Genomic DNA, 16,754 nt, shown 5'->3' with positions numbered 1-16,754 from the left:
GAGGCGCAAGAGCGCGTCATCCCGTCCGGAACGCGTCAGTCTGGCGAGTCAGGAGGCGCGAACCGGACGGCCGCGAGGCGCGTTGCCGTGCGCACGCGGCGGGGATCGACGGCGACGTGTGCCGCGCGGAGCAGGTCTGCCAGCCGTGCAGGGTGCACGACGTCGAGGAGGTCGAAGTGCACGACCGTGCGCACCTCACTCGAGCGCAGAAGTTCCCGGTCGCGTGCCTTCAACTGTCGGAGGGCCTCAGCGGTCGAACGTCCGGCGAGCATCTTCCCGTCGACGAGCTTCTCCATGCCGTCGAACTCGAGCAGGGCGCCGTCGTCGGGCAGGTGCATGTCGCCTCTCCCCGCGAACCGGCCGTGCACCGTGACGACCTTCTGCAGGACGGGTGCCTCGACGCCGAGTTCGTGCAGCACGATCCGGGCCAGGGACTCGCCGCCGTTCTCCGCCCACGGAGACGCGAACTCGATCACGCGTGCTGCCGCGCTCCCCCCTCGACGGTCGCCGGGGCCGACCGAGGCGAGCAGATCGGCTCGGACCCGGGCGAGCCGTTCATCGACGTGGGGCCCCGCATCGTGCCGACCGCTGAGGACGATGCGCCGGAGGACCGCGTCGGCACAGAGGACGGCGTCTCCGAACGACGCGGACTTGGCCACGTCGACGACGGTGCGCGAGAGGGACGTCGACGGAACGCCCGCGACTTCGACCACGTCGCGGGCGGCGAGCTCGCCCGGACGCACGTGGACGAGACGAGCGCGGCGGGCCTCGGCGCGGAGAGGATCGACGAGCTGCACGACCTCGCCGAAGGCGCGGTGGACGCGCGGCAGGTCGTGGACGGCGACGGCCGAGTCGTGGGACGCCACGAGCCGAGCAGGATGTCCTGCCAGCGCTGCACGGACGGTGACGACGTGACGGCCACGGTCGTCGAGAGCTGTCCAGGCGGCCGCAGCGACGTACACGCCTCGGCGCACACGATGCATGTCTCCCCGTTCGTGGCCTCGTCTCAGCGCCCGAGCCTCCTTCGCGTCACCGTAGGTCGCCGCGAAGCTCAGCGGGACGCGGAACGGGTCAGGTGCAGTCATGCGCCGAGTGTCGTTCTCCAGGAGGACGCCCGCGTCGCAGGAGGCTGCTGCCGGGGAGAGGCGACCTGTGAAGGCTGCTGGGGAGGAATCGCCTTCGGGATGTCTTCCGGACAGGATGACGCGCTGTAGCGCGGCACTTTGTCCGAACGGAGTCAAGAAGGGCGGGGGAGAGGCGGCGCGGCGCGGCGGGGTACAGCGGGCCGGGCGCTCAGCTTGGCCCCTGCAGCCGCGCAGCCTGTATGTCTGGTGCATGACCGCTTCCCGCTCCATGCCCTACCCCCTCGGCGTCACGCCCCTCGAGGGCGGCGGCGCCCACGTCGCCGTGTACTCCGAGACCGCCGACAAGATCTGGTTCTGCCTGTTCGACGACGCGGACGGCACCGACGGCACCGCGGGTGCCGCGGGCACCGAGACCCGCTTCGAGCTCACCGAGCGCACCGGCCACGTTTTCCACACCGTCGTCGAGGAGGCGCGCGTCGGATCCCGCTACGGCCTGCGTGTCGCAGGCCCCTGGGACCCGGCCGCCGGCCTCCGCCACAACGAGAACAAGCTGCTTCTCGACCCTTACGCCACGGCCCTCGACGGCCGCTTCGACTGGGGCCAGGCCGTGTTCGGCCACGACATGGACGAGCCCGAGACGATGGACACGACCGACTCCGCGTCGGCGATGCCGCGCAACGTGATCGCCGACCGCGACTTCGACTGGGGCTCCGACGAGCGCCCGCTGACCGCCCTCGAGGACACGGTCGTGTACGAGGTCCACGTGAAGGGCTTCACGCAGCAGCACCCGGACGTGCCCGAGGAGATCCGCGGCACCTACGCGGGCCTCGCGCACCCGGCCGCGATCAAGTACTTCACCGACCTCGGCGTCACCGCCGTCGAGCTGCTGCCCACGCACCAGTTCGTGCAGGACAGCCACCTCGAGGAGAAGGGCCTCCGCAACTACTGGGGCTACAACTCCATCGGCTTCTTCGCGCCGCACGACGAGTACGCCTCGGAGGCGGCGGGCACGCGAGGCGGCCAGGTCGCCGAGTTCAAGGCCATGGTCAAGGCCTTCCACGAGGCCGGCCTCGAGGTGTGGATGGACGTCGTCTACAACCACACGGCCGAGGGCAACCACATGGGTCCGACGATCTCGTTCAAGGGCATCGACAACGCGTCGTACTACCGCCTGGTCGAGGGCGAGGAGTCGGCGTACTTCGACACCACCGGCACCGGCAACAGCCTCAACGTCAGCCACCCGGCGGCGCTCGGCCTGATCATGGACAGCCTGCGCTACTGGGTCACCGAGATGCACGTCGACGGCTTCCGCTTCGACCTGGCGACGACGCTGACCCGTCAGGGCGGCGAGGCCAGCGAGCACAGCGCGTTCCTCACGCTGATCCACCAGGACCCGGTGCTGCAGAGCGTCAAGATGATCGCCGAGCCGTGGGACACCGCCGGCTACCAGGTCGGCGGCTTCCCGGCCGACTGGTCGGAATGGAACGGCAAGTTCCGCGACGACGTCCGCGAGTTCTGGAACGGCGAGCCCGGCGTCCTGTCGACCTTCTCCGACCGCGTGCTCGGCAGCCCCGACGTCTACGAGGACTCACGGCGCTCGCCGCTCTCGAGCGTCAACTTCGTCACGGCGCACGACGGCTTCACGCTGGCCGACCTGACGATGTACGCCGAGAAGCACAACGACGCCAACGGCGAGGACAACCAGGACGGCGAGAGCGACAACAAGTCGTTCAACGGCGGCGTCGAGGGCCCGACCGACGACGGCGCCGTCAACGAGTACCGCGACCGCCAGCGCCGCAACTTCCTCGGGACGCTGCTCATCAGTGCGGGCGTGCCGATGATCCTCGGCGGCGACGAGATCGCGCGCAGCCAGGGCGGCAACAACAACGCCTACTGCCAGGACAGCGAGATCTCGTGGTTCGACTGGGAGCGCGCCGACCGCGACCTGCTCGCCTTCACGACCGAGCTGATCACGCTGCGTCGCGAGAACCCGGCGCTGCGCCCCGACTGGTTCCGCTACGCGCCCGAGGTCGAGAGCGACGACCACGTCCAGGTGCGCCGGGCCGACGACCACTCGTTCTCGACGGGCGACTGGCAGCAGGGCGAGAACAAGGCGATCACCTTCGTGCTCACGCACAAGGACGCCGACGCCTTCGCGTACCTGACCAACGGCTCGACGAGCGTGGTCGAGTTCCAGGTGCCCGAGGCGCCCCACGGCGAATGGGAGCTCGCGAGCTCGAGCGATCCCGACCAGCAGGTCGAGGGTCCGGTGACGACGCTGCTCGTGCGCGACGCGAGCTTCACGCTGCTCCGCAGCCGCGCCTCCTAGGGGCACCAGGCGAGAGCTGACCCGAGGAGGCGCGCGTCGCCTCCTCGGGTCGGGTCGAGCCGGTCCTCGGAACAGGACCGCACGAGAACGCCGGAGGGCGGGCACCCAGGGGTGCCCGCCCTCCGGCGTGTGGTCGGGTCGGCGGCGTCAGGCCGTCGCGAGCTGACGTGCGTGCTCGACGAAGAAGTCGGCGTAGGACGGGCCTGCTGCGACGACGGGCACGCGGGGCGTCCGAGAGGTGCGGCGGCGCTTCGGGTAGGCGGCGATGCGGATCGGGGCGACGCTGGACTCGCGTCGGTAGAAGCTGCCGCTGGTGACGTCGACCCGGGAGCGGACGTGCTGGACGAGCTGTTCCGGGTCGAGGGCCGCGAGCTCGCGGGCCGACACGGAGGGGGCGGGGGGACGGGGTGCGTCAGTGTTCATGTTCGGCTCATTCCTGGCGCCCTGCGAACGCCTGATCGAACTGCGGATGATGGCTGTGCCGCCGTGAATCAGCACGTTCCCACTGTCGCAGTCGACCCTGGAAGTGTCTAGCTCACCTAACTATTGTTCGCGTCGCGGATACCCGCGTCACCACATGGGCCGCGCGCACGACCTGTCGGACGCGCCGCGTCGGGCGCGCCGCGTCGCGGGTGCCGCGTCGGGCGCGCCGGGTCGGCCCCGCCGGGTCAGACGCGCCGGTCGACGAGCGCGTCGGCAAGCTGCCGGGTGACCTCGGCGTCGACCGTCACCGGCTCGCCGTCCAGCGACGAGAGGGGCGCGACCAGCCGGCCGCTCGAGACGAGCCAGAGCGCGTCGGCCCGGCGTACCTCGTCCATCGGCAGCAGCACCTCGGCGACCTCGTGCCCGAGCGAGCGCAGCACCTCGAAGGCGGCGGCCTGGGTCGTGCCCTCGAGGATCCCCTGGTCGGTGCGCGGCGTGACGTACACGCCGTCGAGACGAGCGATCAGCGACGCCGACGGCCCCTCGAGCGCGTAGCCGTCGCTGCTCACGAAGAGCACGTCGTCGGCTCCCCGGCGGGCGGCCTCGCGCAGCACGCTCTTGTTGACGGCGTACGACAGCGTCTTGGCGCCCTGCAGCAGCCACGGCGAGGTCTGCGCGACGTCGTGCCGGTAGCCGCGGTCGAGCGACACGACGCGGATGCCGTGCAGGCGCTCGGCGTCGTGGTCGGGCATCAGCTCGGTGCGCACCCACGCCGTCGGCGTCCCGTCGCCTCCCTCGATGCCCCGGGTCACGACGAGCTTCTGCAGGAGGAGCGGCGCGGGCTCGTGCAGCCTCGCCGACTCGAGGCAGGCGGCCCGGATCACGTCGAGGTCGAGCTCGGGCAGGTCGAGCAGGGCCGCCGAGCGGGCGAGCCGGGCGAGATGCGGCTCCAGCGCCTGGATCGAGCCGTTCGAGACGCCGAGGCCCTCGAAGATCCCGTCGCCGCGGGTGACGCCGAGGTCGGTGACGTGGATCGTGTGCTCGGACGGATCGACGGCCCGCCAGCCCGTCTCGCCGGGAGCCCGCGGCGGCCCGCCCGCGGCCGCTCGGTCGATCAGCACGAGGACGGGAGGCGGGGCGTCGGTCATGAGGGCGACGCTAGCAGCGCCCCAGGGCTCCAGGACGGTCGCTAGGCGGACTAGTCAGAACGTCTAGCGAAAGTAGATGATGACCAGGCTTTTCCTTCAGAGTCAACCCCTGCCGGGACGTCGTCTGCAGCCGTAGGCTGGCGGAGCCCGCCTCGAGCAGGCACGTGGCTCTCCGCACCGTCGGAGCTTCACGCAGGGACGATCGCTGCGGAGGGTCACGAGGGGCAGGCCTGCCGCTGCCGGCCTGCCGTCCCCTCCGAGGAGGGGCCGCGCCCCTCGAGCGAGGAGCGCGACCCGGATGCCGCTCCGCGAGCGTGAGCTTCACGGGCAGGGAACGCTCGCGGTGAGCGACATCCTGTGGGACCGGTGAGGTCCCGACCCGACAAGGCTACGCGTTCCGTCGAGTGCCCCGGAAGGGGGCCAGCGGACGCGCACGGCATGCACAGGCTGCACGGAGCAGCTCGGCCGGGCCCGTACCCCGGCGAGGTCCCCCGTCCTGCCCGAGACCGTGCCGGCCACCACCCTGCCGGCCACCACCCTGCCGTCCACGGCCGTCCTGCCCACCGTCGTGCGACAGACTGGCGCCATGAGCTCCGAGCAGCCCCGCACGACCGTGACCGCCCGGGCGGTCGTCTTCGACATGGACGGGACGCTCGTCGACTCGACCGCCCTGGTCGAGCGCATCTGGACCGAGTGGTGCGGCCCGCTCGGCCTGCACCCCGGCGAGGTGCTGGCCTTCGCGCACGGCCGGCAGACCGCGGACACGGTCAGGCGGTTCCTGCCCGAGCTGGACGAGGAGGCGGTGCTCCGGCACGTCGACGCCCTGCTGTCGGTCGAGGGCGAGGCCCCCGACGGCGTGGTGGAGATCCCCGGCGCGGCCGCGTTCGTCGCCGCGCTGCCCGGGCAGCTCGTCGCGCTCGTGACGAGCGCCCCGGGGAACATCGCGCGGACCCGCACCGCCGTCGCGGGGGTCGGGCTGCCCGCGGTCGTGCTCGCCTCCGAGGACGTGCCCGTCGGCAAGCCCGCTCCCGACGGGTACCTGCGGGCGGCCGAGCTGCTGGGCGTCGACCCGGGCGACGTCGTCGTCTTCGAGGACGCGGAGGCGGGGCTGCAGGCCGCGCGCGCCTCCGGGGCCCAGGTCGTGGTCGTGGGCGACCACGACGGGCCGGCCGCCGAGGGGCTGACGCGCATCACGGACTACCGCGGCGCCGTGGTCGAGCTCGGCGACGACGGGCTGCTCACGATCACGCTCTGAGCCTGGGCGGCAGCGCCTGGGCGGCAGCGCCCGGGCGGCCGTCAGCCGCTGAGCGGGTGCGAGCCGGCGTGCGAGTCGCGCCGGCCGATCGCGCGGGCGAAGGCGCGCAGCGTGTCGCCGGAGGAGTGCCGGGGCGTCCAGCCGAGCTGCTCGCGTGCGGCGTCCGTCGACATGACGGGGACCTTGGCGGCGATGTCGAGCCAGCCGGGCTCCGTCGGCTGCAGGCGCAGCAGCCACGTCACGAGCGCCGCGGCGCGCATCACGCGGTAGGGCACCGGAAGCAGCCGCGTGCCGAACGCCTCCGCCACCATCTGCGGATCGACGATCGGCTCGGCCGCGAGGTTGAAGGCCCCACCGACCCGGCGGTCGATCGCGCGCCAGAAGGCGTCGGCGACGTCCTCGGCGTGCACGACCTGCGACACGAAGCGCGGCGCGAGGGGGAGGAAGGGGAGGCGGTGGTGCTGCATCCACCGGGTCGGGACCCAGCGGCCGAGGAACAGGCCGATGATCTCGCTCGCGGCGGCAGGCTGGAACACCAGCCCGGGACGCATCCGGGTCAGGACGACGTCGGGGTGTTTCACGGCCCACGCGTCCATCAGTCGTTCGTTGACCGCCTTGTGCTTCGAGTAGCTCGACCGGCGCACGCCCTTGGTCTTGTAGGACTCCGAGACGCGACGCGACTTGGGGCCGCGGCTGTAGGCGCCGACGGACGACGCGACGAGCACGTGCGGCACCCCGGCCAGGGCGACGGCGTCGAGCACGTGGCGGGTCCCGACGACGTTGGTGCGCCACATCGCGTCACGGTCGTGGCTGGGCTGCAGCGCCCAGCCGAGGTGCACGACGGCGTCGGCGCCGACGAAGGCGCGCGCCAGCCGGTCGGGCGAGGCGTCGTCGCCGACGTCGAGGGTGAACCACTGGACGTCGCCGTACGGCGGCGAGGCCGTGCGGGGCGCACGACGGGCGATGCCGACCAGCTCGGTGACGTCGGCTTCGGACTGGAGCCGCGTCAACAGGGCCGTGCCCAGGTTGCCGGTGGCTCCGACGACGACCACGCGCATGCTGCGGTCTCCCTCGCATAGCTCTCGGACAGGTGTGGACGCCTGGGGCTGCTGTCGCGGACCTGACGTCCCGTCGAGCCTACGCGGCGCGCCTGGGCCGCCGCCCGGGAGGGCGACGTGCTGCGGGCTGCTCCCTGGAGCATCGAGTTGCCCCGAACGGCTGCCTGGCAGTCTCGGAGGCGACCGTTCGGGGCAACTCACGCAGTCAGGGGGAGGTGAGGGAGCGGGAGCGCGCGGGGGAGGCGGAGGGGAGGGAGGGATCAGGCGGGGGCCGGGGCGCCGGCGGCCACGGCGATCGCGCGCACCGCCTCCTCGTCGAGGACGAACACCTCGGCGCCGTCGTGCTCGTCGTGCACCCGCACCGGCGTCGAGCGCACCGAGCCGTCGGGGAGCAGGTCGACGATGAGGAACCCTGACCCGCGCACGGCCCGCTCCGTGCCGTGCGGCGCGCAGACGTCGGTCTCGTTCGCGACCGCCGGGGCCGCGAGCACGGGCACCCCCGCCAGGGAGCCGACCACGGGGCGGTGGTAGTGGCCGGCGAGGACGACGCGGACGTCCGTTCCCTCGAGTGCCTCCGCCAGCGCCTCCGGAGCCTGCAGCGCCAGCGACTCGTGAAGCGTGGTGGGCGCGGGGAGCGGCGGGTGGTGCAGCACGACCACGCTGCCGCGCGGGGCCGGCTCGGCGAGCAGGTCGCGGAGGCGGTCGAGCTGCTCCGGTCGCAGCAGGCCGTAGCCGGCCCGCGGCACCGAGGTGTCGAGTGTGACGACGCGCCAGCCGTCGACGAGCGAGACGCCGTCGACGGGCTCCGTGGCGCAGGGCTGGGCGCCGTGCGCGAGGTGGCCGTCGCCGAGCACCTCCGTGAAGCCGGCGCGCAGGTCGTGGTTGCCGGGCACGAGGACGACGTCGACCTGCCCGTCCCGGCTCGCGGCCCAGGCCTCGAGCCGGTCGCGCAGCAGGGCGTAGGAGGCGGTGCTCCCGTCGTCCGACAGGTCGCCCGAGCCGACGAGCAGCCGGACGCCGTCGACCCGGGCCGCCTCGGCGAGGACGCGGTCGAGGGCGGCGAGCGTGTCGACGGACCCCTGGTGCAGGCTCCCGTCGCCGCTCAGGTGGGAGTCGCTCAGGTGGACGACGCGCAGGGCTCCGGGCGGAAGGGCGAACATGCGCCGACCCTACTCACTGGCCGACGGCGGGTGATCGTGCTGGAGGGCGGGTCGCGCGGGACCCGCCCTCGGCGCCGGATGCCCGCCCTCGGCGTGCGGGCATCCGGGCGTGCGGGCACGCGACCGGTCGGCGCGGCTAGGCCAGGAACTGCTCGACGGGCCCGAGGCGCGCGTCGAGCTTGGCGCCGAGCTCGGCGAACATCGCGGTGACCGCGTCCCACTGCTCGTGCGAGGGGTTCTGCGGCTCGACGTAGAGGCCGTAGAAGCGGCGACCGAGCGCGAGGGTCTCGAGCAGCACCGTCTCGGTGTCGTCGAGGAACTGCGTGCCGTCCTTGTTCAGGTCGGACGGCGACACGTTCAGGCCGGTCAGGGTGCGGAAGCCGCCCGCCGTCAGCGCCTTCGCGGTCGCCGACCGGGAGAGCCGCGGCAGTCGTTCCCGGCCGCCGCGCGGGTCGCCGTGGATGGTGCTCGCCTCGAGGCGGGCCCGGACGTGCGCGAACACGAGCTCCGGCTCGAGCACGGGGTGGGTGCCCGGGGGCGGAGGGGTGGCCATGTGCCCACTGTGGCAGGGCGGGCGGTGCGCGGTCAGGCCCAGTTCGGGGCCGACCCGGCCGGGGGTGGTGGCGCCTCCTCGACGCTGCCATCATGCCGGGAGGCAGCGTGGTCGCCGGCCCGCGCCGCCCTCCCGACGTGCCGGCGACACGACCGAGGGAGCACCGATGTCCGTCCAGCTCACGCCGTATCTCGCGTTCCGCACCCAGGCCCGCGAGGCACTCGACTTCTACGCCTCCGTCTTCGGCGGCGTCCCCACCTACAGCAGCTACTCCGAGTTCGGCATGGGCGGCGAGGGCGAGGGCGACAAGGTCATGCACGGGCAGCTCGCGACGCCGCACGGGCTCCTCCTCATGGCGGCCGACCGGCCCGACTCGGTCCCGCTCGAGAGCGAGAACGCGATCTCGCTCTCGCTCTTCGGCGCCGCCGAGGACGAGGACAGGCTGACCGGCTGGTTCGCCGCGCTCGCCGAGGGCGGCACGGTCCACGAGCAGCTCGCGAAGGCGCCGTGGGGCGACAGCTTCGGCCAGCTCGACGACCGGTTCGGCATCCACTGGATGGTGAACATCGGCGGCGAGGCGGCCTGAGGCGCCGAGGTCGACCCAGGGCGAGGGAGCCGAGGAGGTGCGGGGCGGCCGGGCAGCCGTGCCGCACCTCCTGCGGGCGGTCGCGTGCCGAGCTGGCGCGCGCGGTCGACGATGATGGAGGGATGGACGACTCCGCACGCTGCCCCTGCCTGAGCGGCGAGACCTGGGGGGCGTGCTGCGGGCCCCTGCACGCGCACGTCGTGCCGGCTCCCACCGCCGAGCGGCTGATGCGCTCGCGGTACTCGGCGTTCGCCGTCGGCGACGTCGGCTGGCTGCTCGAGACGTGGCACCCGTCGACCCGTCCGGACGAGCTGGAGCTCGACCCGACGGCGCGGTGGTTCCGGCTCGACGTGCTGCGGACCGAGCGTGGCGGGCCGCTCGACGACCAGGGCGTGGTCGAGTTCGCGGCGCACCGCCGGGTCGACGGGGACGCCGAGGTGCAGCGCGAGGTCAGCCGGTTCGTGCGCGACCGTTCGCGCCGGTGGCTGTACGTCGACGGCGTGCCCAGCTAGCCGGCGGGTTCCCGTCGCCCTCGGCGGGTGGATTCGGCGTGCGGCGGGTTCCCGTCGTCGGTGGCGGGTGGGCGCTCACCCGCCGGGAGCTACGCGAACCCGCCGACTCTGCAGAACAGCCCGCGCGGGGCACGCGGTGCGAGGTCCGGGCTAGGGCTGCGGGGTGCCCTGCGGGTGCGCGCCGGGGTCGAGCTGCCCGCCCGTCGACGCACGGCCGAGGGCGTGGGCGAGCTCGGCGAACGCCTCCTGCGACCGGGCCGCGCCGAGCGCCCCGCCCTTGACGAGACCGGTGCCGAGGTCGCGGCTGAGGCGCACCACGAGGCGGTCGGAGTCGTCGACGAAGTACTGGAGCCAGAGCACGACGTGGAACGCCTTCCCGGCGAAGACCCCCAGGAACAGCGTCTTGGTGAGGTCGCCGCGCACGGCCTTGGTGCTGCCGTTCGGCATCTGCTCGAGCCGGAACCCCTGCGCCTGGGCCACGTGGTCGACGAGCCTGCGCGAGTCGTCGTGCGGTCCCGTGAAGAAGTAGTCGTAGCTGCTGTCGGCCATGCGTCCCCCGTGTAGTTCCCCTGTCGCCCGAGCGGGCTCCGAGCGACAACCTAGCGCCACCCGCCGTGCTCGGACGCGTCCGCGCACGGCGACGCACCGCAGGCCCTGATCCGGTCTGCGGTGCGCCGCCGTGCGGAGCTGTCGCTGTTGCTGTTGCTGTTGCTGTTGCTGTTGCTGTTGCCGTCGCGGTCGCGGGTGCGATCGCGTCGTCGCTCAGGCGCGTGCCCGGCGACGAGCCGCGAGCAGCAGTCCGAGCCCGGCGAGGAGGGCCAGCAGGCCGGCCGCGAGGCCGCCCGTCGACTCGCTGCCGGTGAACGCGAGGGCCGAGGTGTCGGCCGCCGCGGCGACGGGCTGACCAGCCGAGGAGGCGGTCGAGACGAACACGGTGCGTCGCACCGTGGAGGCGGTCACCACGCCGGTGCCGGGGTCGGTCGTCACGACGACCTCGCCGCCGCCGGTCGTCGGCGGGACGTCGCCGTCACCCTCGGTCGTCGGGGTGGTGGGGTCCGACGGGTCGAAGGGGAAGGCGGGCGTCACGGGGACCACCGGGGTGCCGGGGTCCGCCGGGTCGACGGGGGTGCCTGGGTCGACGGGCGTGGTGCCGGTGGTGCCCGTCGGGTCGGTGCTGCTGTCGCCGATGACGGTCACGGCGTTCCCGCCGAGGTCGATCGGGATCGTGATGACGGGGATGATCTGGGTGCCGCCGGCGATGCCGTCGTCGCCCGAGGTGGTGCCGCTGGTGCCGGTGGCGGGCGTGGTGCCGGTGCCGGTGCCGGTGGTGGTGCCGGTGCTGCTGCTGTCGCCGATGACGCTGACGGCGTTGCCGCCAGCCGTGACCGGTGCGGTGATGACGGGCACGATCTGGGTGCCGCCGGCGATGCCGTCGTCGCCCGAGGTGGTGCCGCTGGTGCCGGTGGCGGGCGTGGTGCTGGTGCCCGTGCCGGTGGTGGTGCCGGTGCTGCTGCTGTCGCCGATGACGCTGACGGCGTTGCCGCCGGCGGTGACCGGCGCCGTGATCACGGGAACGACCTGGGTGCCGACGGCGATGCCGTCGTCGCCCGAGGTGGTGCTGCCGGTGCCCGTCGCAGGCGTGGTGCCCGTGCCTGTGCCGGTGCTGCTGCTGCTGCTGTCGCCGATGACGCTGACGGCGTTGCCGCCGGCGGTGACCGGTGCGGTGATGACGGGCACGATCTGGGTGCCGCCGGCGATGCCGTCGTCGCCCGAGGTGGTGCCCGTCGAGCCTGCTCCGGACGAGCCCGAGCCCGTCGAGGGCGTCGTGCCGACTGCCGGCGTGGTGCCGGTCGAGCTGCTGTCGCCGAGGACGCTGACCGCGTTGCCGCCGATCGTGACCGGCACCGAGACGCCGGGGACGATCTGCGTGCCGCCGAGGACGGAGTCCTCACCGCTCGTCGTCGCCCCGGGAGTCGCCGGGGTCGACGTGGTCGGGGTCGTCGTCGCCGGTGCGCCGGCGCCTGTGCTGGAGCTGTCGCCGAGGAGCGACAGCCCGTTGCCCGAGATCGTCACCGGGAGGGCGACGTCGACGAGTGCCTGGGTGCCGCCGCCGATCGAGTCGCTGCCGGAGGTGGTCGCCGCGGGAGCCTCGACCGCTGTGGTCGGAGCCGGTGCGGCAGGAGCCGCGGGCGCGGCCGGAGCCGTGCTGGCCGTGTCGCCGACGACCGAGATCGCGTTGTCGGTGACCGTGATCGGCACGTCGACCGAGATGATTCCCTGCGTGCCCGAGAGCAGACCCGAGTCGCCGCTGGTCGTCGTGACCGGGGCGGGCGCCGGTGCGGCAGCAGGCGCAGGGGCAGCAGGGGCCGCCGGCGCCGTCGCGGCGCTGTCGCCGACGACCGAGATCACGTTGCCGAGCGCCGACACGGGGGCGTCGACGACGGCCTGGACCTGGGTGCCCGAGAGCAGCCCGTCGTCCCCGGTGGTGGCAGGTGCCGCGTTCGCGGCGGTGGTTCCGAGGGCCCAGAGGCCTCCGACGAAGAGCGCTCCGGTGAGCCCTCTCGAGACGTACTTGTTCATGACGAACTCCAAGAGTGAGATGAGGTGTGGTGCCGCGGTCTCGCGGCGTGGTCGCGTGTGTCGTCGGCAGGCAGGTGCCTGCTGTCGGGCCGGCTGCGGGTGCAGCAGGGCCCTGACGACGCGACCGACCTCAGTCGGGGGAGCTGTCGGTGTCGTACGTGGGCGTCGACGGGAGATCGTCGTCGCCGTCCGCGGAGCCCGCCGAGACGGCGAGACCGGGAAGCGAGGAGGGGCGGGCCGCGTCGCCGACGACAGCTCCCGCCGAGCCGGCACCCGCGCCCGCCGAGCCGGAGCCGGTCGACCCGGTGCCGCCCGAGGGCAGGCCCGGGAGGCCGTCGTCGCCGAGGGGCGAGCGGTCGTCGCCGGGCAGGGGAGAGACGGGAGCCGGGGTGCCCGCGCCTGCGGGAAGGACAGCACCGGCGGCGGACGCCTGCGCTGCGATGCGGTCGCGAAGGATGCTGGCGGGGTCGGCCGCGACCACGTCGGCAGAGCCGACCGTCGCCTCGTCGGCCAGGGCGGCGGCGGCCGCGTCGTCGCCGGCTGCGATGCCGCTGGCAGGAGTCGAGGGGAGCGAGCCGCCGACGTGCGCACCGGGCGTGTCGGGCAGGTCGGGCAGGGGAGTCGTCACGGGCGGGACCGGCACGCCGGGCAGGCCCGGAGCAGGTGCTGCCGCCGCGTCGCCCGTGCTGCTGAGCGCGGTGTCGACGACACCGGCGACGGGGGCCGTGACGGCCGAGACCGGTGCCTGGCCGACGACGGCGGGGACGACGGGGGTGGCGGCGACGACCGTGTCGACGACCTGTGCGACCGGGGCCACGACGCTCGAGACGGGAGCCGCCGCGGCGACCTGCTGCACGGCCTGCGGCACCACCGGCGCCACGGCCTGGACGACCTGCTGCACCGGGGGAGCGACCGCAGCGGCCTGGGTGGCGACCTGCGTGACCGTCGACGCCGCGCCTCCTGCGGTCGTCCCGACGGCGGCGACGGGAACGTCGAGCGACTGCACGACGCCCCCGACCGCGGACGTGACGCCGCCGAGCAGCGACGAGTCGGCCGGGGGAGCGGCCGGTGCCGCCGACGCGGACGTCGACGAGAAGAACAGGCTCAGCACGACTGCCGCGAGAGCGACGAGGCCGGAGACCACGAGGAGGCGCACGAAGGAGAGAGCGGCCGGTCGCCGCATCGTCCCCTCGGCCGTCTGATCCACGGCACACCTTCTTCGGTCGCTGAGCTGCTGCCGGGGTGGTTGGGCCCGGCCGACGGGGGTGGTTGCCCCCGCTGTGCCCCTTTTCTACGCCGGTGTGCCGCAGATGTCCACGAAGATCCCTCATTTGTACCCCTGGACGCGTCTGGGGATCTCCTGTGGAGGAGCCACGACGTCGGGCATCTGCCGTCGCAGGCCGAGAGACGACAGCAGCGCCCGGGATCAGGCGAGCGGCAGCCTGAGCTCCAGCTCGCGGCTCGCGGGGTCGAGCACGTACGGCACGGTGACGCCGGTCGGCTCGAAGCCCCAACGGCGGTAGTAGGCGACCGCGCGCGCGTTGTCCTCGTGGACGTGGAGCGTCAGCGCCGAGCCCTCGGTGCGCGCCCACTCGACCACCGTGTCGAGCAGGGCGTCGGCGACCCCCGCCTCCTTGCCTCGGCGGCTCGGCCGCACGTAGACGCCGACGAGCATCGGGCTGCCGGGCGCATCGAGGTAGCCGCCCATGGTGCCGACCCACTCGCCGGTCTCGTCGTCGACGGCGGCGAGCAGCACGCTGTGGGGCGCCTGTCCGCGGGCGCCGCGCGAGCGCCACTCGGCCTCGCCGTGGGTCAGCCCGGTGGCGAGGGTCTCGCCGTACGCCAGGGGGGTGTCCTCGAGCATCTCGAGTCGCAGGTCGCGCACCTGCTGCCAGTCGTCGGCGGTCGTGCGGCGGATCGTGACGGTGCTCGGGACGCGCGGGCTCATGCGCCCAGCGTGCCACGCGCTGCGTGCCTGCCGCGCGCGGCTCAGCGCCGGGCGCGCCCGACGGGCACGGTGCCCTCGGGCGCGGCGAGCCGCTGCACCTCGCGCGCGGGCGAGATCAGCGTCGCGCGCCGGCCGAGCGCGTCGGGCTCGGCGGCCGCCCCGAGCACCTGCATCCGCTCGGGACGCTGCGCCCGCATCGACGCCGTCCACGCGCAGACGAGGGCGTCGAGCAGGTCCTCGCGGTGCTTGTACGGCCGGTCGACGAGCGGCGACGGCTCGTCGACGAGGAGGCGCGACACCGGGTGCGAGAGCAGCCGCAGCGGCGGGTCGACCGAGTCGAGGGCGGCCAGGCGCGAGATCAGGTCGTCGCAGGCGACCGCGCGTGCGCCGCGCCGCTCCTCCTTGGCGACGGTCGTGTCGGGACGCTTGTAGCGCGGCCGGCGCTCGTCGTAGCCGAGCTCCGCGGCCCCGACGAGCGTCGTGTACGGGTAGCACTCGAAGTACGAGACGGCGTCGGCCGGCACGGGCTCGACCCCGTCGTCGTAGACGGCTCCGGAGGCGGCCAGGCGCTCGCCGAGGGTGCGTCCGCCGAGCCACGGCAAGGAGGCGCTGGAGGCGTTCGCCGACACGTGCCACCGACCGTAGGCACGGCCGACGAGCCGTTCGCTCGGCCGCATGCCGGTCGCGTTCGGCACCAGCACGGGGGCGTCGATCGCGACGTGCGACCCCGGGGCGGCCCAGTGCAGCACCCACTCGGTCACCTCGTCGACACCGCGGGCCCAGCCGGCGTCGAGCACTGTCCCGTCGGCGGCGATCACCGCCAGGCCGGTCTCGTTCGCGGGCTTCGTCGGGGTGGAGTCGCGCCAGGCGAGGTCGACGCCGAGGTAGCGCGGGGCGTCGGTGGAGCTGTGCTCGTCGGCGCCCTGCCCGGCTGCCCTGTAGTCGTCGGCGCCCTGCCCGGCTGCCCCGTGGTCGGCAGGACCGTCGGCAGCCTCGGCCCCGGCGTCGGTCACGAGCGGCGGTCGAGCTTCCAGCCGACCCAGGCGGTGACGAGCACGACCCCGGCCGCGGCGAGCCGGGCGCCCGTCAGCACGCCGCTGCCGGTCGAGGTCGTCACACTCATGTCGCTGCCGATCCCGATGCCCCAGACGAGACCCGAGATCGTGAGGCAGGCGACGAGCGCGAGCCCCAGCAGGCCGGAGGTGAGGGCGAACGCCTTGGGCCCGACCGCGTCGACGGCGGCGGGGCTGCGGAGGCGGCCGCGGGCCCTCCCTGCGAGGCGCGAGGCCGTGAAGCGGACGGCGGCGAGCCAGAAGAGGGCGACGGCGCAGGCGCCGACGATGTCGCTCGAGCGGTGCCAGCCGTAGGCGACGGTCTGCTCGGCGACGATCGCGGCGAAGGCCGTGCCGATGAGGAACACGAGCGGGCGCACGTGGCGGCCGAACGCCGTCATCACGGCGAAGAGGGCGGCGACGGCGATCGTCGTGTGGCCGCTCGGGAAGCTGTTGCCGTACAGCTCGCCGGTGAGGTCGGGGCGCGGCACGAGCTGCTTGAGCACCTGGGTCGTCACCGTCGCGCCGATGATGAGCACGCCCGACTGCAGGGCGGCCCCGGGCCGGCGTCGGAGGAACGCGACCAGCATCGTCAGTCCGACGAGCAGCATGAGCGCTGCGGGCGAGATCGCGTCGAGCGCGGAGCCGGAACCGAGGAGGCGGTCGTCGTCGACCGAGCTGAGGATGCTGTCCTCGACGGACTGGCCCGTCTCGGTGAGCACGGCCATGACGTACACGCCGCCGAACGCGACGACGGAGGCGCCCGCCGCCACGATCCACCGGGCAGACCCGTGTCGCCGGACGGCGCTCGAGGTCGGGAGAACGCGGGCTGCAGTCACTTCCCCATAGAACAGCACCCCTCCTGGACGCCGCCTCACACCTGCCTGGTGATGCGTCGAGAAGGGCGCGACTCACAGGAGGCGGCACCTGACGGAGCGGGCCGGTTCCGTCTGCTGCGGCCCGCCTCCTGGGGCGTCCCCCTCCTCCTGGGAGGCGCGGCGGCTCGCCGGAGCATGATCGACGCACATCAGCCGACACGGTCGGCTCGACACGAGGAGGCGCTCG

16 protein-coding genes are annotated in these 16,754 nt (G+C 73.8%); 4 read left to right on the top strand and 12 right to left on the bottom strand.

Annotated features, from left to right (window positions below; genetic code table 11):
- Positions 1 to 35: 35 nt before the first annotated feature.
- Entirely contained in the window at positions 36 to 1,085 is a 1,050-nt protein-coding gene (locus EDF18_RS07595; protein WP_148050063.1) for a hypothetical protein, read from the bottom strand.
- 250 nt (positions 1,086 to 1,335) lie between these two features.
- Between EDF18_RS07595 and glgX the strand changes: the two genes are divergently transcribed.
- Positions 1,336 to 3,414: a glycogen debranching protein GlgX gene (glgX, locus tag EDF18_RS07590; RefSeq protein WP_123547075.1), complete on the top strand. Its 2,079-nt coding sequence runs from the start codon at positions 1,336 to 1,338 to the stop codon at positions 3,412 to 3,414.
- A 147-nt stretch (positions 3,415 to 3,561) separates the two neighbouring features.
- On the opposite strand, the gene EDF18_RS07585 is transcribed toward glgX, so the two are convergent.
- Together EDF18_RS07585 and EDF18_RS07580 are read right to left on the bottom strand one after the other, a co-directional pair.
- Positions 3,562 to 3,837, bottom strand: coding sequence for a hypothetical protein (locus EDF18_RS07585; RefSeq protein ID WP_123547074.1), 276 nt, complete (start codon positions 3,835 to 3,837; stop codon positions 3,562 to 3,564).
- Positions 3,838 to 4,082: 245 nt separating this feature from the next.
- Positions 4,083 to 4,985, bottom strand: a complete 903-nt coding sequence (locus tag EDF18_RS07580; RefSeq protein WP_123547073.1) for an aminodeoxychorismate lyase — start codon at positions 4,983 to 4,985, stop codon at positions 4,083 to 4,085.
- 586 nt (positions 4,986 to 5,571) lie between these two features.
- Between EDF18_RS07580 and EDF18_RS07575 the strand changes: the two genes are divergently transcribed.
- Entirely contained in the window at positions 5,572 to 6,240 is a 669-nt protein-coding gene (locus tag EDF18_RS07575; protein ID WP_123547368.1) for an HAD-IA family hydrolase, read from the top strand.
- A 41-nt stretch (positions 6,241 to 6,281) separates the two neighbouring features.
- Here EDF18_RS07575 and EDF18_RS07570 read toward each other — a convergent pair whose 3' ends face one another.
- The 3 genes from EDF18_RS07570 to EDF18_RS07560 all read right to left on the bottom strand — a co-directional run bounded on the left by EDF18_RS07570 (position 6,282) and on the right by EDF18_RS07560 (position 9,011).
- On the bottom strand, positions 6,282 to 7,298 hold the full coding sequence (locus EDF18_RS07570; protein ID WP_123547072.1) for an NAD-dependent epimerase/dehydratase family protein: 1,017 nt from the start codon (positions 7,296 to 7,298) through the stop codon (positions 6,282 to 6,284).
- A gap of 260 nt (positions 7,299 to 7,558) precedes the next feature.
- Positions 7,559 to 8,458: a metallophosphoesterase gene (locus EDF18_RS07565; protein ID WP_123547071.1), complete on the bottom strand. Its 900-nt coding sequence runs from the start codon at positions 8,456 to 8,458 to the stop codon at positions 7,559 to 7,561.
- 136 nt (positions 8,459 to 8,594) lie between these two features.
- The gene (locus EDF18_RS07560; protein WP_123547070.1) at positions 8,595 to 9,011 is read right to left on the bottom strand and encodes a hypothetical protein; all 417 of its coding nucleotides are present in this window, start codon (positions 9,009 to 9,011) and stop codon (positions 8,595 to 8,597) included.
- A 166-nt stretch (positions 9,012 to 9,177) separates the two neighbouring features.
- On the opposite strand from EDF18_RS07560, the gene EDF18_RS07555 reads away from it, so the two are divergent.
- On the top strand, positions 9,178 to 9,597 hold the full coding sequence (locus EDF18_RS07555; RefSeq protein WP_123547069.1) for a VOC family protein: 420 nt from the start codon (positions 9,178 to 9,180) through the stop codon (positions 9,595 to 9,597).
- A gap of 122 nt (positions 9,598 to 9,719) precedes the next feature.
- Positions 9,720 to 10,109 carry a YchJ family protein gene (locus EDF18_RS07550; protein WP_123547068.1) on the top strand — a complete coding sequence of 130 codons (390 nt, stop codon included), beginning with the start codon at positions 9,720 to 9,722 and terminating at the stop codon, positions 10,107 to 10,109.
- A gap of 150 nt (positions 10,110 to 10,259) precedes the next feature.
- Here the strand turns inward: EDF18_RS07550 and EDF18_RS07545 are convergent, their stop codons facing one another.
- The 6 genes from EDF18_RS07545 to EDF18_RS07520 all read right to left on the bottom strand — a co-directional run bounded on the left by EDF18_RS07545 (position 10,260) and on the right by EDF18_RS07520 (position 16,528).
- A complete protein-coding gene (locus EDF18_RS07545; protein WP_123547067.1) occupies positions 10,260 to 10,658 on the bottom strand; it encodes a hypothetical protein in 399 nt (132 codons plus the stop codon).
- Positions 10,659 to 10,871: 213 nt separating this feature from the next.
- Positions 10,872 to 12,689, bottom strand: a complete 1,818-nt coding sequence (locus EDF18_RS16750) for a chaplin family protein (RefSeq protein ID WP_123547066.1) — start codon at positions 12,687 to 12,689, stop codon at positions 10,872 to 10,874.
- Positions 12,690 to 12,819: 130 nt separating this feature from the next.
- Entirely contained in the window at positions 12,820 to 13,896 is a 1,077-nt protein-coding gene (locus EDF18_RS07535) for a hypothetical protein (protein ID WP_123547065.1), read from the bottom strand.
- A 219-nt stretch (positions 13,897 to 14,115) separates the two neighbouring features.
- Positions 14,116 to 14,637, bottom strand: a complete 522-nt coding sequence (locus tag EDF18_RS07530) for a GNAT family N-acetyltransferase (RefSeq protein ID WP_123547064.1) — start codon at positions 14,635 to 14,637, stop codon at positions 14,116 to 14,118.
- Positions 14,638 to 14,678: 41 nt separating this feature from the next.
- Positions 14,679 to 15,650 (bottom strand): DUF429 domain-containing protein, encoded by a 972-nt coding sequence (locus EDF18_RS07525; RefSeq protein ID WP_199732354.1) that lies wholly within the window; start codon positions 15,648 to 15,650, stop codon positions 14,679 to 14,681.
- Positions 15,647 to 16,528 carry a phosphatase PAP2 family protein gene (locus EDF18_RS07520; RefSeq protein WP_133738986.1) on the bottom strand — a complete coding sequence of 294 codons (882 nt, stop codon included), beginning with the start codon at positions 16,526 to 16,528 and terminating at the stop codon, positions 15,647 to 15,649. Before EDF18_RS07520 ends, EDF18_RS07525 begins: the two co-directional genes overlap by 4 nt.
- Positions 16,529 to 16,754 lie beyond the last annotated feature (226 nt).

Origin of the sequence: Frigoribacterium sp. PhB107 (genome assembly GCF_003751515.1) — a bacterium.
GTDB lineage: Bacteria > Actinomycetota > Actinomycetes > Actinomycetales > Microbacteriaceae > Frigoribacterium.
The sequence above is the reverse complement of the archived record's forward strand: the minus strand, read 5'-3'. Positions and strand labels throughout refer to the sequence as shown.